14 protein-coding genes are annotated in these 15,033 nt (G+C 63.6%); all 14 read right to left on the minus strand.

The genetic code is table 11. The annotated features are described in order from the left end of the window. Nucleotides 1-109: 109 nt before the first annotated feature. On the minus strand, nucleotides 110-700 hold the full coding sequence (locus tag DID98_RS25730; protein ID WP_044844655.1) for an NUDIX domain-containing protein: 591 nt from the start codon (nucleotides 698-700) through the stop codon (nucleotides 110-112). 36 nt (nucleotides 701-736) lie between these two features. Further along, nucleotides 737-1,033, minus strand: a complete 297-nt coding sequence (locus tag DID98_RS25735; RefSeq protein ID WP_044844656.1) for a DUF2818 family protein — start codon at nucleotides 1,031-1,033, stop codon at nucleotides 737-739. Beyond that, nucleotides 1,033-2,487: an NADH-quinone oxidoreductase subunit NuoN gene (gene nuoN / locus DID98_RS25740; RefSeq protein ID WP_185500423.1), complete on the minus strand. Its 1,455-nt coding sequence runs from the start codon at nucleotides 2,485-2,487 to the stop codon at nucleotides 1,033-1,035. The genes DID98_RS25735 and nuoN overlap by 1 nt, the downstream gene beginning before the upstream one ends. Before the next feature lie 36 nt (nucleotides 2,488-2,523). Then, nucleotides 2,524-4,014: an NADH-quinone oxidoreductase subunit M gene (locus DID98_RS25745; protein WP_044844658.1), complete on the minus strand. Its 1,491-nt coding sequence runs from the start codon at nucleotides 4,012-4,014 to the stop codon at nucleotides 2,524-2,526. Nucleotides 4,015-4,032: 18 nt separating this feature from the next. Further along, nucleotides 4,033-6,090: an NADH-quinone oxidoreductase subunit L gene (gene nuoL, locus DID98_RS25750; RefSeq protein ID WP_124487230.1), complete on the minus strand. Its 2,058-nt coding sequence runs from the start codon at nucleotides 6,088-6,090 to the stop codon at nucleotides 4,033-4,035. A gap of 17 nt (nucleotides 6,091-6,107) precedes the next feature. After that, complete coding sequence (nuoK, locus tag DID98_RS25755) at nucleotides 6,108-6,413, minus strand: NADH-quinone oxidoreductase subunit NuoK (protein WP_004185739.1); 306 nt, start codon at nucleotides 6,411-6,413, stop codon at nucleotides 6,108-6,110. Nucleotides 6,414-6,431: 18 nt separating this feature from the next. After that, nucleotides 6,432-7,082: an NADH-quinone oxidoreductase subunit J gene (locus DID98_RS25760; RefSeq protein ID WP_044844660.1), complete on the minus strand. Its 651-nt coding sequence runs from the start codon at nucleotides 7,080-7,082 to the stop codon at nucleotides 6,432-6,434. Nucleotides 7,083-7,196: 114 nt separating this feature from the next. Further along, nucleotides 7,197-7,685 carry an NADH-quinone oxidoreductase subunit NuoI gene (nuoI, locus tag DID98_RS25765; protein WP_011885529.1) on the minus strand — a complete coding sequence of 163 codons (489 nt, stop codon included), beginning with the start codon at nucleotides 7,683-7,685 and terminating at the stop codon, nucleotides 7,197-7,199. A 15-nt stretch (nucleotides 7,686-7,700) separates the two neighbouring features. After that, nucleotides 7,701-8,768 (minus strand): NADH-quinone oxidoreductase subunit NuoH, encoded by a 1,068-nt coding sequence (gene nuoH, locus DID98_RS25770; RefSeq protein ID WP_044844661.1) that lies wholly within the window; start codon nucleotides 8,766-8,768, stop codon nucleotides 7,701-7,703. Next, nucleotides 8,769-11,099, minus strand: coding sequence for an NADH-quinone oxidoreductase subunit NuoG (nuoG, locus tag DID98_RS25775; protein WP_124571637.1), 2,331 nt, complete (start codon nucleotides 11,097-11,099; stop codon nucleotides 8,769-8,771). Nucleotides 11,100-11,183: 84 nt separating this feature from the next. Further along, a complete protein-coding gene (nuoF, locus tag DID98_RS25780; RefSeq protein ID WP_006756904.1) occupies nucleotides 11,184-12,494 on the minus strand; it encodes an NADH-quinone oxidoreductase subunit NuoF in 1,311 nt (436 codons plus the stop codon). Next, a complete protein-coding gene (nuoE, locus tag DID98_RS25785; RefSeq protein WP_006478266.1) occupies nucleotides 12,491-12,976 on the minus strand; it encodes an NADH-quinone oxidoreductase subunit NuoE in 486 nt (161 codons plus the stop codon). The genes nuoF and nuoE overlap by 4 nt, the downstream gene beginning before the upstream one ends. A 180-nt stretch (nucleotides 12,977-13,156) precedes the next feature. Then, on the minus strand, nucleotides 13,157-14,410 hold the full coding sequence (locus DID98_RS25790) for an NADH-quinone oxidoreductase subunit D (protein WP_124571638.1): 1,254 nt from the start codon (nucleotides 14,408-14,410) through the stop codon (nucleotides 13,157-13,159). Between the two features lie 9 nt (nucleotides 14,411-14,419). Further along, nucleotides 14,420-15,022 (minus strand): NADH-quinone oxidoreductase subunit C, encoded by a 603-nt coding sequence (locus tag DID98_RS25795; RefSeq protein ID WP_044844664.1) that lies wholly within the window; start codon nucleotides 15,020-15,022, stop codon nucleotides 14,420-14,422. Nucleotides 15,023-15,033 lie beyond the last annotated feature (11 nt).

Genomic DNA, 15,033 nt, shown 5'->3' on the forward strand with positions numbered 1-15,033 from the left:
GCGCAAAACGCGCTTTTGTGAACGATCGTGCTAAACCAGGATCGCGCGGCCGGCCAGCAACCGCGTCACCCGATTGTAACGCGGCGCCCCACCCGCCGCTGACGCGTCGTCAGGGCTGCTCGACCGGACCCAGCGGCCAGGCGCCGGACAGCACCTTGTCGAGCCACATCGTGCCGATGATCGTCTTCACGTCGGTGATCTGGCCCGTGCGCACCCACTCCTGCAGGTCGGGCAGCGTCGCCGTGAAGGTTTCGAGGAATTCGCCTTCGTCGAGCTTGCGCTCGCCGGCAGTCAGGCCGCGCGCGAGATACAGGTCGATGAATTCGGTCGAATAGGAAATGATCGGGTGAATCCGGGCCAGGAACACGTATTCGCGTGCCGTGTAGCCGGTTTCCTCGCGCAATTCGCGCACCGCGCAGGCGAGCGCGCCTTCGTTCGGATCCAGCTTGCCGGCCGGGAATTCGGCCATGACCTTGCCGATCGGATAGCGGTACTGGCTTTCCATCAGCACGCGGCCGTCGTCGAACAGCGGGATCACCATCACCGCGCCCGGGTGCTGGACGTATTCGCGCGTGGCCTGCTTGCCGTCCGGCAGACGGACGGTATCGCGCTTCAGCTTGAGGAACGAGCCTTCGAAAATCGCCTCGCTCTCGAGGCAGGTTTCGGTCAGTGCGGCGTCGTGATTGGGTAGTTCGGCCATCGGCGGCTCCAAGAATGAGCGCGACGGCCGAAGCCGTCAGCGTCGTTTGACGAGATACTGGAACGTGAAGCCGGGGAACGCGAACACGACAAAGAGACTGAACGTGATCGCGTAAAACTGCCAGCCCTGTTCGAAGCGGTTGCCGGCGCGCGACTCGAGCCAGAAGCCGAGCGCGCCGACGACGAAATACAGCACGATCAGCTCGCCGATCCGAACCCACGCGTTCTTCTTCGTCGCACCGATCGGCACGACGGCGAAGAGGCGTTGGTTCAGGAACGGCAGGTTGGCGCAGACTAGCGCCAACAGCACGATGAACCAGCCGGCTGCCGACATTACAGCGGCAGCGTGTGACGAATCGCCTGCAGGCAGGCCGTCAGCAGCGGGCTCGGGATCAGGCCGAGCACGACGACCGCGAGGCCGTTCAGCACGAGGATCGTGCGCTTGCAGAAATCGCCGGTGACCGGAGTCGTATCCTGCGGTGCATCGAAGTACATCAGCTTGACGATGCGCAGGTAGTAGAACGCGCCGAACAGCGACGTGATCACGGCCAGCACGGCCAGCCACGTGAGACCCGCATTGACGGTCGCCTCGAGCACCGCGAGCTTCGCGTAGAAGCCGACGGTCGGCGGGATACCTGCCAGCGAGAACATCATGACCATCATCACGAACGCGAACACCGGGCTGCGCTTGTTGAGGCCCTTGAAGTCGTCGATCGTTTCCGCTTCGAAATCGCGGCGTGCGAGCAGCATCACCACGCCGAACGAGCCGAGCGTCGTGATCAGGTAGACGATCGCGTAGAACATCGCCGAGCTGTATGCGTTCGCCGGTGCGGCCGCGTCGCCCTTCACGATGCCGGCGAGCAGGCCGAGCAGCACGAAGCCCATGTTCGAGATCGCCGAATACGCGAGCATCCGCTTGATGTTGCGCTGGACGATACCGGTGATGTTACCGACGATCAGCGACAGCGCGGCGAGGATCACGAGCGCGGTCTGCCAGTTCTGTGCGAGCGGCAGCAGGCCCATCACCAGGAAACGCAGGCCCCACGCGAACGCGGCAACCTTCGGGCCGCCGCCGACGAACAGCGTCATCGCGGTCGGTGCGCCCTGGTAGACGTCCGGCACCCACATGTGGAACGGCACGGCGCCGAGCTTGAACGCGATACCGGCGACGATGAAGATCACGCCGAACATCAGCACGGCCGCGTCGGTGTTGCCGCCGACCGCCTTGTACACCTCGCCCAGCTCGAGCGAGCCGGTCGCGCCGTAGAGCATCGAGATGCCGTACAGCACGAAGCCCGACGCGAGCGCGCCCAGCACGTAGTACTTCATCGCGGCTTCGCTCGACTGCGCGGCATCGCGGCGCAGCGCGATGACCGCGTACAGCGACAGCGACATCAGTTCGAGGCCGAGGTACAGCGTCAGGAAGTTGTTGCCCGACACCATCACCAGCTGACCGAGCAGCGAGAACATGCCCAGCAGGAACACGTCGCCGCGGAACATGTCGCGGTCTTCGAGGTACTTGCGCGAATAGACGAGCGAGACCGCGAAGCCGATCGACACGACGGCCTTCATCATGCTCGCGAACGAGTCGACGACGACCATCCGCGAGAAGAAGTAGTACGGCTGCGGGTCGAGCGCCTGCACCGCGAACCACACGCCGGCGACGACCGACGAAACCACCGCGATCAGATAGGTCAGGCGGCGGCCAGCGGCACCGGTAAAGGTGTCGTTCAGCCATGCGACGACGATGGCGACCATCACCAGCGCGTCAGGCAACAGGACATTCATAGGAGCGTTCATGATCTTGAGTTCCTCCGCTCGCGATTACTGGGCCAGCGGCAGCTTCGACTGCGCGACTTGGGAGAGGAGGTTTTCCACGGAAACGTGCATCACGTCGGTGAAAGGCTTCGGATACAGGCCCATCAGCATCGTGAACGCGGCGAGCACCGCCAGCATCACGAATTCGCGACGGCCGATGTCTTTCAGCTTGGCAACGTGATCGTTCGCGACCGCGCCGAAGTACACGCGCTTGTACATCCACAGCGTGTAGGCCGCGCCGAGGATCAGCGTGAATGCCGCGCCGAATGCGATCCAGAAGTTGTACTGGACGGCCGCGAGAATCACCATGAACTCGCCGACGAAACCCGAGGTGCCCGGCAGGCCGCAGTTGGCCATCGAGAACAGCATCGCGAATGCCGCGAACTTCGGCATCACGTTCACGACGCCGCCGTAATCGGCGATCTGACGCGAGTGCACGCGGTCGTACAGCACGCCGATGCACAGGAACATCGCGCCCGACACGAAGCCGTGCGAGATCATCTGGACGATCGCGCCTTCGACGCCAAGCTGGTTGAAGATGAAGAAGCCGAGCGTGACGAAGCCCATGTGCGCGATCGACGAATACGCGACCAGCTTCTTCATGTCGGCCTGCACCATCGCGACGAGACCGATGTAGATCACCGCGATCAGCGACAGCGTGATCACGACCGGTGCCAGGAAGTGGCTTGCGTCAGGCGTGATCGGCAGCGAGAAGCGCAGGAAACCGTATGCGCCGAGCTTCAGCATGATCGCCGCCAGCACGACCGAGCCGCCCGTCGGCGCTTCCACGTGCGCGTCCGGCAGCCAGGTGTGCACCGGCCACATCGGCACCTTCACCGCGAACGCGAGGAAGAAGGCGATGAACAGCAGGATCTGCGGCGTCATCGCGATCTTGGCGCCCTGCCACGTCGCGAGGTCGAACGAATGCGTCTGCGTGTACAGGTAGATCAGCGCGACCAGCATCAGCAGCGAGCCGGCCAGCGTGTACAGGAAGAACTTGAACGCCGCGTACACGCGGTTCGGGCCGCCCCACACGCCGATGATGATGTACATCGGGATCAGGGTCGCCTCGAAGAACACGTAGAACAGCAGGCCGTCAGCCGCCGAGAACACGCCTATCATGATCCCGGACAGGATCAGGAAGGCCGCGAGGTACTGCGCGACGTTCTCGGTGATCACTTCCCACGCGGCGATCACGACGATCACCGTGATCAGCGCGGTCAGCACGACGAACCACATCGAGATGCCGTCGACGCCGAGGTGGTACGAGATCTTGAAGCGTTCGATCCAGGTCGACTGCTCGACGAACTGCAGCGCAGCCGTGCTCGAGTCGAAGCCCGTGATCAGCGGGACCGTGACCGCGAGACCGAGCAGCGAGCCGATCAGCGCGACCCAGCGGGCCGTCCCCGGATTTTTGTCGTTACCTACCGCGAGTACCAGGAGGCCGAAAACGATCGGCAACCAGATCGCGGTACTGAGAATCGGAAAAGCGTGCATTGTTCTTGTCCCCTCGCCTTATTTGCCGCCGAGCGTTACAAACAGGGTCAGGAGCCCCAGCATGCCGATGATCATGGCGAACGCGTAGTGATAGATGTAACCGGATTGGAGGAAGCGGATCACGCCGGCGAACCAGCCGATGAACTTGGCGCTGCCGTTGACGAGGCCGTCGATCACGACGACGTCGCCTTCCTTCCACAGGCCGCGGCCGATCGCCACCGAACCACGGGCGAACACCACTTCGTTGATCTTGTCCATGTAGTACTTGTTGTCGAGCAGCGTGTAGATCGGGCCGAACGCGCGGCGGATCACGGCAGGCAGCTCAGGACGCTTCAGGTACAGGAACCACGCGACCACGACGCCGGCAATCGCGAGCCACAACGGCAGCGTCGTCAGCGAGTGCAGGCCCATCGCGGCCCAGCCGTGGAATTCCTTGCCCAGCTCTTCGAGGCCCGGGTGGTTTTCGCCGATGAAGATCACCTTGTCGAATGCCACGCCATGTTCGAAGAAGCTGCCGTACAGCATCGGGCCGATCGCGATCGCACCGATGATGACCGACGGAATCGCGAGCAGCACGAGCGGCAGCCACACGACCCACGGGGTCTCGTGCGGTTCGTGCGCGTGGTCGTCGTGACCGTGGCCGTGGCCGTGATCGTCGTGGCCGTGCGCGGCCGCCATGCCCATCGGCGATTCAGGATGCTTCGGGTTGCGGAAGCGCTCTTCGCCGTGGAACACGAGGAAGTACATGCGGAACGAGTACAGCGCCGTCACGAACACGCTTGCGACCACTGCGAAGTACGCGAAGCCCGAACCCGCGAGATGCGATTCCTTCACGGCCTCGATGATCGAATCCTTCGAGTAGAAGCCGGAGAAGAACGGCGTGCCGATCAGTGCGAGCGAGCCGATCAACGACGTGATCCACGTGATCGGCATGTACTTGCGCAGGCCGCCCATGTTGCGGATGTCCTGGTCGTGGTGCATGCCGATGATCACCGAGCCCGCACCGAGGAACAGCAGCGCCTTGAAGAACGCGTGCGTCATCAGGTGGAACAGCGCGACCGGGTACGCGGATACGCCGAGCGCGACGGTCATGTAGCCGAGCTGCGACAGCGTCGAATACGCGACCACGCGCTTGATGTCGTTCTGGATGATGCCGAGGAAACCCATGAACAGCGCCGTGATCGCGCCGATCACCGTGATGAACGACAGCGCGGTATCCGACAGTTCGAACAGCGGCGACATGCGCGACACCATGAAGATGCCGGCGGTCACCATCGTCGCCGCGTGAATCAGCGCGGAGATCGGGGTCGGGCCTTCCATCGAGTCGGGCAGCCACACGTGCAGCGGGAACTGTGCCGATTTACCCATCGCGCCGATGAACAGGCAGATACAGGCGACGGTCAGCAGGCCCCAGTCGGTGCCCGGGAAGTGCAGGCTGGCGAGTTCGGCACGCTTCGCGAACACTTCGCCGTAGTTCATCGAACCCGCGAACGCGAGCAGCAGGCCGATGCCGAGCAGGAAGCCGAAGTCGCCCACGCGATTCACGAGGAACGCCTTCATGTTCGCGTAGATCGCGCTCTCACGCGTGAAGTAGAAGCCGATCAGCAGGTACGACACCAGACCCACCGCTTCCCAGCCGAAGAACAGCTGCAGGAAGTTGTTGCTCATCACGAGCATCAGCATCGAGAACGTGAACAGCGAGATGTACGAGAAGAAGCGCTGGTAGCCGTCCTCTTCCTGCATGTAGCCGATCGTGTAGACGTGCACCATCAGCGACACGAAGGTCACGACGACCATCATCATCGCCGTCATCGAATCGACGAGGAAGCCGACTTCGAGCTTCAGCGAGCCGACCCGCATCCATTCGTAGACGGTCGCGTTGAAGCTCGCGCCGCCCATCACGACGTCGGCGAAGACTTTCGCCGACAGGAGGAACGCGATCATTACGCCGAGGATCGTGATCCGGTGTGCGCCCTTGCGCCCGACTGCGTTCCCGAACAGCCCCGCAATCAGCGAGCCGGCCAGCGGAGCGAGCGGAATCGCCAGCAGCAGGTTTTCATTGAGTGTCGTTGACATAACAGCGTTGCCTGAAATTAACCTTTGAGCTGATCGAGATCCTCGACATTGATCGTGTCGAGCTTACGGAACAGGGTCACCAGAATCGCGAGACCGATCGCGGCTTCCGCTGCGGCGACGGTCAGCACGAAGAACACGAAGATCTGGCCGTGCACGTCGCCGAGGTAGTGCGAGAACGCGACGAAGTTGGTGTTCACCGCCAGCAGCATCAGTTCGATCGCCATCAGGATGATGATGATGTTGCGGCGGTTCAGGAAGATCCCGACGATCGCGATCGCAAAGAGGATCGCGCCGAGCACGAGGTAATGAGCAAGAGTCAGCATGGTTTTCCTTTCCTCCGCTTAGCCGTTGGTGCTCGTACCGGCTTCGCTCTGCGCCGTTTCCGGCTGCGGCTTGTCCGCTTCCATCTTCACGAGGCGCACGCGGTCGTCGCGGCGCACCTTGACCTGATCCGACACGCGCTGGCGCTTGCTGTCCTTGCCCTTGCGCTCGGTCAGCCCGATCGCGGCAATGATCGCGACCAGCAGCACCAGGCCGGCGATTTCAAACGCGAAGATGTAGTCGGTGTAGATCACCTTGCCGATCAGACGCGTGTTCGACCAGTCGGCCATCGCGCCCGTCGCCATCGCGTGCACGGTGTGCGTGTCGCCGTAGCCGCGCCACAGGATCAGCGCGGTCTCGACCACGATGATCGCGCCGACGACGGTCGCCATCGGCACGAAGCGCTTGAAGTCGCGGCGCAGGTAGTCGATGTTGATGTCCAGCATCATCACGACGAACAGGAACAGCACCATCACGGCGCCCACGTACACCAGCACCAGCAGGATCGCGAGGAACTCCGCTTCCAGCAGCATCCAGATCGCGGCGGCGTTGAAGAACGCCAGCACAAGGAAAAGCGCAGACGCCACCGGGTTGCGCGAAGTGATCACCTTCAGCCCTGATACCACCAGGAGCAGCGCGAAGATGTAGAACAGTACGGTCGTGAATTCCATGATTACCGGTTCATCGTTAGGCCATAGTCAGGCGCGGCTTGCGGGACGCTCTCGCGTGCCGCACCCGTCGCGGCGGCTCGGCCCGTTCATGCCGGGCCGGCACTGCAAACACAATCAACGATACGGCGCGTCGGCGGCCTTCGCCGCAGCGATGTCCTTCTCGTAGCGATCGCCCACCGCGAGCAGCATTTCCTTCGTGAAATACAGGTCGCCGCGCTTTTCGCCGTGATATTCGAGAATCTGCGTCTCGACGATCGAATCGACCGGGCAACTTTCTTCGCAGAAACCGCAGAAGATGCACTTCGTCAGGTCGATGTCGTAGCGCGTCGTGCGGCGCGTGTTGTCCGCGCGCGTTTCCGATTCGATCGTGATCGCCATCGCGGGACACACGGCCTCGCAGAGCTTGCACGCGATGCAGCGCTCTTCGCCGTTTTCGTAGCGGCGCAGCGCATGCAGCCCGCGGAACCGCGGCGAAATCGGGGTCTTCTCTTCCGGGAACTGGACGGTGAACTTGCGCCGGAACGTGTAACGACCGGTCAGCGCGAGCCCCTTCAGCAGCTCCGTCAGGAAGAAGGTCTTAAAGAAGTGTTGGATTGCCGTCATGATTTCGTCCGATCTTTACTTCACCCAGATGTTGAGCGGCGACATCATCCAGAAGCCGACCACGACCACCCAGATCACCGTGACGGGCAGGAACACCTTCCAGCCCAGACGCATGATCTGGTCGTAACGGTAGCGCGGGAACGTCGCGCGCACCCAGATGAACACCGACAGCAGCGCGAATACCTTCAGCACCAGCCAGAAGATGCCCGGAATGAACGACAGGAATTCGAACGGTGCGTCCCAGCCGCCGAGGAACAGCGTCGAGGCCAGTGCCGAGATCACGATCATGTTGATGTACTCGGCGAGGAAGAACAGCGCGAACGCCATGCCCGAGTAATCGATCATGTGACCCGCGACGATCTCCGACTCCCCTTCCACCACGTCGAACGGGTGACGGTTCGTTTCGGCGATGCCGGACACGAAGTAGACGACGAACGCCGGCAGCAGCGGCAGCCAGTTCCACGACAGGAAGTTCACGCCGTGGCCGGCGAAGAAGCCGTGCTGCTGCGAGCCGACGATTTCCGACAGGTTCAGGCTGCCGGCCGTCATCAGCACGAGCACCAGCGCGAAGCCCATCGAGATTTCGTACGAGACCATCTGCGCCGCGGCGCGCATCGCGCCGAGGAACGCGTACTTCGAGTTCGATGCCCAGCCGGCGAGAATCACCGCGTACACGCCGATCGACGAGATCGCCATCGCGTACAGCAGGCCCGCGTTCACGTTCGCGAGCACGGCTTCGGCCTGGAACGGGATCACCGCCCACACGGCGAACGCCGGCACGACGGTCATGACCGGTGCGATCAGGTACAGCCAGCGGCTGGCGGCGCTCGGCTGAATCACCTCCTTCAGCAGCAGCTTCAGCACGTCGGCGATCGGCTGCAACAGGCCGGCGGGGCCGACGCGGTTCGGGCCGAGACGCACGTGCATCCAGCCGATCAGCTTGCGTTCCCACAGAATCAGGTACGCGACGCACAGCAGGATGACGACGGAGACGACGAGGATGCGCACGATTGCCCACACCGTCGGCCACGCGACGCCGAGAACCTGGGCGCCGCCCGCGTTGATCGTATCGAACAAGCTCATTTACGCCTTCTCCACCACCAGTTCACCGGACAGGCTGCCGAGCGCTGCGCCGGCAGGCGTTGCCGCCGACACGCGAACGACCGTCTCCGCAAGATTCGCGTCACGCACGGCCGGCAACTGCACCGCACGCTCGCCCTGGCGCACGCGCACCGCGTCGCCTTCCTTCAAGCCCAGCTTGTCGAACAGCGCGGCCGGCAGGGCTGCGGCGTTCGCTACCTTCGCGGCGGCCGTCAGGTGCAGCGCACCTGCGCGGCGCACGAGTGCGTCGGCATGATAGATCGGCACGTCGGCGAGGCGCTCGAAGCCGCCGTTCGCGGCAGTTGCCGCGACGCGGGCCGGTGCGGCCGACGCCTGGTTCGACAGACGGTTCGCGACGCCTGCGTCGCCGAGCGCCGCGAGACGCACTTCTTCGGCCGTTTCGTATTCGAAGTTCGGCAGGCCGAGCAGGCTGCCGAGCACGCGCAGCACCTTCCACGCCGGACGCGTGTCGCCGAGCGGGCGTACGACGCCGTTGAAGCTCTGCACCGAGCCTTCCGCGTTCACGTACGTACCGGCCGTTTCCGTGAACGGCGCGATCGGCAGCAGCACGTCGGCGTAATCGAGGCCGTGCTTGAACGGCGACATCACGACGACCATCTCGGCCTGGTTCAGCGCGGCAAGCGCCTGCGCCGGATCGACCGTGTCGAATTCCGGTTCGACGTTCAGCAGCACGTAACCCTTGCGCGGCTGCGCGAACGCTTCGCGTGCGTTCAGGCCGCCTTCGCCCGGCAGTGCGCCGACGACGTGCGCGCCGACCGTGTTCGCCGCTTCCGTCAGGAAGCCGAACGTGGCGCCGGTGTTGTCGGCGATCCACTGTGCGACGGCGTGCAGCTTCGCGAATTGCGGATGACGGACGGCTGCGTTGCCGAGCAGCACCGCGCGGCGCTCGCCGTTCGCGAGCGACTGGGCGACCGCTTGCGCAGCCGGCGATGCGGCGACGCCCGCGAGCGCGTCCGGCAGCGCGATGCCGCGCAGTTGTGCGACGGCTGCGGCCACGCCGGCCAGTTCGTCGAGCCATGCCGACGGCGCGGCGACGATGCGCTTCGCGGTCGGGATCAGCGAGTCGTCGGCGGTCGCGTGCAGGAAGTGCAGCTTCGCGCCGTTCTTCGCGGCCTGGCGCAGGCGTGCGGCGAACAGCGGGTGGTCACGGCGCAGGAACGAACCGACGACGAACGCGGCATCCACGTTCGACAGGTCGGCGATCGGCATGCCGAGCCACGGTGCGCCCTGGACCGGCGCCGAGAAATCCTGCTGACGCAGACGGAAGTCGACGTTCGGCGTCTTCAGTTCGTTGGCGAGCTGCTTCACGAGGAACAGCTCTTCAGCGGTGCTGTGCGCGCTCGCGAGCATCGCCAGCGCATTCGCGCCGTGATCCGCGGCGATGCCCTTCAGGCCCTTCGCGACGTATTCGAGCGCGGTCTGCCAGTCGGTTTCGATCCACTGGCCGCCCTGCTTCAGCATCGGCTTCGTCAGGCGCTCTTCACTGTTCAGGCCTTCGTACGAGAAACGATCCTTGTCCGAAATCCAGCATTCGTTGATCGCTTCGTTCTCGAACGGCAGCACGCGCATCACGCGGTTGTTCTTCACCTGCACGACGAGGTTCGCGCCGACGGAATCGTGCGGGCTCACCGACTTGCGGCGCGACAGTTCCCACGTACGGGCGCTGTAGCGGAACGGCTTGCTGGTCAGCGCGCCGACCGGGCACAGGTCGATCATGTTGCCCGACAGTTCGGAGTCGACCGTCTTGCCGACGAACGTCGTGATTTCCGAGTGCTCGCCGCGGCCCAGCATGCCGAGCTCCATCACGCCGGCGATTTCCTGGCCGAAGCGGACGCAGCGCGTGCAGTGGATGCAGCGCGACATTTCTTCCATCGAGATCAGCGGGCCCACGTTCTTGTGGAACACCACGCGCTTCTCTTCCGAGTAGCGCGACGACGACTTGCCGTAGCCGACCGCCAGATCCTGCAGCTGGCATTCGCCGCCCTGATCGCAGATCGGGCAGTCGAGCGGATGGTTGATGAGGAGGAATTCCATCACCGACTGCTGCGCCTTCACGGCCTTGTCGGACTGCGTGTGCACGATCATGCCGGCCGACACGGGCGTCGCGCAGGCAGGCACGGCCTTCGGCATCTTCTCGACTTCGACGAGACACATCCGGCAGTTGGCCGCGACCGACAGTTTCTTGTGATAGCAGAAGTGAGGAATGTACGTATCCGCCTTGTGCGCAGCCTGGATCACCATGCTGCCTTCGGGCACCTCGACCTTCTTGCCGTCTATTTCAAGTTCAACCATGATGGTGAATGGTCCTTAACCTATTTCCGCCCGTTCGCGCCTTCGCCCGACCGTGCGCTCAAATTCCGCAACCGGTGCTTCGCTTCAGGCTGCCGCCGCGTGCGCGTGGCCGCCGACCATGCAGTGCTTGTGCTCGACGTGGTACGCGAATTCGTCCCAGTAATGCTTGAGCATCCCGCGAACCGGCATCGCCGCCGCATCGCCGAGCGCGCAGATCGTGCGGCCCATGATGTTCTCGGCAACCGAGTTCAGCAGGTCCAGATCTTCCTGGCGGCCTTCGCCGTGCTCGATACGATTCACGACGCGATACAGCCAGCCGGTGCCTTCACGGCACGGCGTGCACTGGCCGCACGATTCCTCGTAGTAGAAGTACGACAGGCGCAGCAGCGAACGCACCATGCACCGCGTCTCGTCCATCACGATCACCGCGCCGGAGCCGAGCATCGAGCCCGCCTTCGCGATCGAGTCGTAATCGAGATCGGTCTGCATCATGATGTCACCCGGGATCACCGGCGCCGACGAGCCGCCCGGAATCACGGCCTTGATCTTGCGGCCGCCGCGCATCCCGCCGGCGAGTTCCATCAGCGTCGCGAACGGCGTGCCGAGCGGCACTTCATAGTTGCCCGGACGCTCGACGTCGCCCGACACCGAGAAGATCTTCGTGCCGCCGTTGTTCGGCTTGCCGATCTCGAGGTAATTCTGCGGCCCGATGGACAGCAGGAACGGCACCGCGGCAAACGTCTCGGTGTTGTTGATCGTGGTCGGCTTGCCGTACACGCCGAAGCTCGCCGGGAACGGCGGCTTGAAGCGCGGCTGGCCCTTCTTGCCTTCGAGCGACTCGAGCAGCGCCGTTTCCTCGCCGCAGATGTACGCGCCGTAACCGTGGTGCGCGTGCAGCTGGAATGAGAATTCCGAGCCCATGATGTTGTCGCCGAGGAAACCCGCGGCGCGCGCCTCATCGAGCGCGGCCTCGAAGCGTCGATACACTTCGAAGATTTCGCCGTGAATGTAGTTGTAGCCGACGGTGATGCCCATCGCGTACGCGCCGATGGCCATGCCTTCGATCAGCGCATGCGGGTTCCAGCGCAGGATGTCGCGATCCTTGAACGTGCCCGGCTCGCCTTCGTCCGAGTTGCAGACGAGGTACTTCTGTCCCGGGAACTGGCGCGGCATGAAGCTCCACTTCAGGCCGGTCGGGAAGCCCGCACCGCCACGGCCACGCAGGCCCGACGCCTTCACGTCGGCAATCACCTGCTCCGGCGGAATCTTTTCTTCGAGAATGCGGCGCAGCTGCTTGTAGCCGCCGCGCGCAACGTAGTCTTCGAGATGCCAGTTCTCGCCGTTCAGACCAGCGAGGATCAGCGGTTTGATGTGACGGTCGTGGAGGGACGTCATTTCGAGAGCTCCTCAAGCAGCTGGTCGATCTTCTCGCGGCTCATGAAGCTGCACATTCTGTGATTGTTCACCAGCAGCACCGGCGCATCGCCGCACGAGCCCATGCATTCGCCTTCCTTCAGCGTGAACTTGCCGTCGGGCGTGGTCTCGCCGAAGCCGATGCCCAGCTTCTGTTTCAGGTAGTCGGCCGTCGCCTCCGCGCCGCCGTGCGGGCCAAGCTGGCACGGCAGGTTCGTGCAGAGCGTGATCTTGTGCTTGCCGACCGGTTTGAGCTCGTACATCGTGTAGAACGTCGCGACTTCCTGCACGGCGACGGCCGGCATGCCGAGATAGTCCGCGACGAACTGCATCAGTTCGGGCGACAGCCAGCCGTGCTCTTCCTGAGCGACGGCCAACGCCGACATCACGGCGGACTGTTTCTGATCGGCGGGATACTTCGTCAACGCTCGATCGATTTCCTTCAGGCCTTCAGCTGAGATCATTTTCAGACACGACTCTTTCAATTCCTACCGAACGAACAACCTGCCGCACTGCTGTGCATGGACGGCAGACCTGGCGCTCACTGTTGACAGCTTGCGAAGCCGCGCCGGCTCGGCGCATACCGCATGTGACTTCGCGTGTGACTGACTGCTCGCCGCCCGCTCGCGCAAGCGGCGCAACCATTAGCGATCGATTTCGCCGAACACGATGTCCTGCGTACCGATGATCGTGACGGCGTCGGCAATCATGTGACCGCGCGCCATTTCGTCGAGCGACGCGAGGTGCGCGAAGCCCGGTGCGCGGATCTTGAGGCGATACGGCTTGTTGGCACCGTCCGACACGAGGTAGATGCCGAACTCGCCCTTCGGATGCTCGACTGCCGCGTACGCCTCGCCTTCCGGCACGTGAAAACCTTCGGTGAAAAGCTTGAAGTGGTGAATCAAGTCTTCCATGTTGGTCTTCATGCCGACGCGCGACGGCGGCGCAACCTTGTGATTGTCGGTCATCACCGGGCCCGGATTCTTGCGGAGCCACTCAATACACTGTTTCGCGATACGGACCGACTGGCGCATTTCTTCCACGCGCACCAGATAGCGGTCGTAGCAATCGCCGTTCACGCCGACCGGCACGTCGAAATCCATGCGGCCGTACACTTCGTACGGCTGCTTCTTGCGCAGGTCCCAGGCGATGCCCGAGCCGCGCAGCATCGGGCCCGTCAGGCCCATCTGCAGCGCACGCTCCGGGCTGACGACGCCGATCCCGACCAGACGCTGCTTCCAGATCCGGTTGTCGGTCAGCAGCGTTTCGTATTCGTCGACGCACTTCGGGAAGCGCGTGAAGAAGTCGTCGATGAAGTCGAGCACCGAGCCGCTGCGCGCTTCGTTCATCTTCGCGAGCGCCTTCTCGTTGCGAATCTTCGACGCCTTGTATTGCGGCATTGCGTCAGGCAGGTCGCGATAGACGCCGCCCGGACGGTAGTACGCCGCGTGCATCCGGGCACCGGACACCGCTTCGTACACGTCCATCAGGTCTTCGCGCTCGCGGAATGCGTACAGGAACACGGCCATCGCGCCGACGTCGAGTGCGTGCGCGCCGATCCACATCAGGTGGTTCAGCACGCGGGTGATCTCGTCGAACAGCACGCGGATGTACTGCGCGCGCTCCGGCACGTCGATGCCGAGCAGGCGCTCGATCGCGAGCACGTAGCCGTGCTCGTTGACCATCATCGACACGTAGTCGAGACGGTCCATGTACGGCACGGACTGGATGAAGGTCTTGCTTTCCGCGAGCTTTTCGGTCGCGCGGTGCAGCAGGCCGATGTGCGGATCGGCACGCTGGATGACTTCGCCGTCGAGCTCGAGCACCAGGCGCAGCACGCCGTGCGCTGCCGGGTGCTGCGGGCCGAAGTTGAGGGTGTAGTTCTTGATTTCTGCCATGACGCCCCCTTAATGTTTCAGACCGCCATAGCGATCCTCGCGGATCACGCGCGGCGTGATTTCGCGCGGCTCGATCGTCACCGGCTGGTAGACGACCCGCTTCTCTTCCGGGTCGTAACGCATTTCGACATAGCCCGACACCGGGAAGTCCTTGCGGAACGGATGGCCGATGAAGCCGTAGTCGGTGAGGATGCGGCGCAGGTCGGGGTGACCCTCGAACACGAGGCCGTACAGGTCGAACGCTTCGCGCTCGTACCAGTTTGCGGAGGTCCAGATGTCGACGAGCGACGCCACGATCGGCAGATCGTCGTCCGGCGCGAACACGCGCAGGCGCAGGCGCCAGTTGTTCGTGACCGACAGCAGCTGCGACACGGCCGCGAAACGCGGGCCGTCGTAGGCGCCGTCGCCGTACGTTTGATAGTCGATGCCGCACAGGTCGATCAGCTGCTCGAAACGGAGCTTCGGATCGTCGCGCAGCGTCTTTGCGACTTCGAGGTAATCGCTCGCCTTCACGACGAGCGTCAGTTCACCGATCGCTTCGGTGAGGCTCACCACGCGCGCGCCGAGCGCGGCTTCGAGGTTGGCCTTGAGGGTCTCGATTTTGCTTGCCATATTGAGGGGAC

The sequence above is a fragment of the Burkholderia sp. Bp8984 genome (assembly GCF_003853755.1).
Classification (GTDB): Bacteria; Pseudomonadota; Gammaproteobacteria; order Burkholderiales; family Burkholderiaceae; genus Burkholderia.

Bases quoted from the DNA above. Each gene is read 5' to 3' on its own strand.
- DID98_RS25730 (WP_044844655.1), bottom strand. From the start codon at position 700: ATGGCCGAACTACCCAATCACGACGCCGCACTGACCGAAACCTGCCTC.
- DID98_RS25735 (WP_044844656.1), bottom strand. From the start codon at position 1,033: ATGTCGGCAGCCGGCTGGTTCATCGTGCTGTTGGCGCTAGTCTGCGCC.
- nuoN (WP_185500423.1), bottom strand. From the start codon at position 2,487: ATGAATGTCCTGTTGCCTGACGCGCTGGTGATGGTCGCCATCGTCGTC.
- DID98_RS25745 (WP_044844658.1), bottom strand. From the start codon at position 4,014: ATGCACGCTTTTCCGATTCTCAGTACCGCGATCTGGTTGCCGATCGTT.
- nuoL (WP_124487230.1), bottom strand. From the start codon at position 6,090: ATGTCAACGACACTCAATGAAAACCTGCTGCTGGCGATTCCGCTCGCT.
- nuoK (WP_004185739.1), bottom strand. From the start codon at position 6,413: ATGCTGACTCTTGCTCATTACCTCGTGCTCGGCGCGATCCTCTTTGCG.
- DID98_RS25760 (WP_044844660.1), bottom strand. From the start codon at position 7,082: ATGGAATTCACGACCGTACTGTTCTACATCTTCGCGCTGCTCCTGGTG.
- nuoI (WP_011885529.1), bottom strand. From the start codon at position 7,685: ATGACGGCAATCCAACACTTCTTTAAGACCTTCTTCCTGACGGAGCTG.
- nuoH (WP_044844661.1), bottom strand. From the start codon at position 8,768: ATGAGCTTGTTCGATACGATCAACGCGGGCGGCGCCCAGGTTCTCGGC.
- nuoG (WP_124571637.1), bottom strand. From the start codon at position 11,099: ATGGTTGAACTTGAAATAGACGGCAAGAAGGTCGAGGTGCCCGAAGGC.
- nuoF (WP_006756904.1), bottom strand. From the start codon at position 12,494: ATGACGTCCCTCCACGACCGTCACATCAAACCGCTGATCCTCGCTGGT.
- nuoE (WP_006478266.1), bottom strand. From the start codon at position 12,976: ATGATCTCAGCTGAAGGCCTGAAGGAAATCGATCGAGCGTTGACGAAG.
- DID98_RS25790 (WP_124571638.1), bottom strand. From the start codon at position 14,410: ATGGCAGAAATCAAGAACTACACCCTCAACTTCGGCCCGCAGCACCCG.
- DID98_RS25795 (WP_044844664.1), bottom strand. From the start codon at position 15,022: ATGGCAAGCAAAATCGAGACCCTCAAGGCCAACCTCGAAGCCGCGCTC.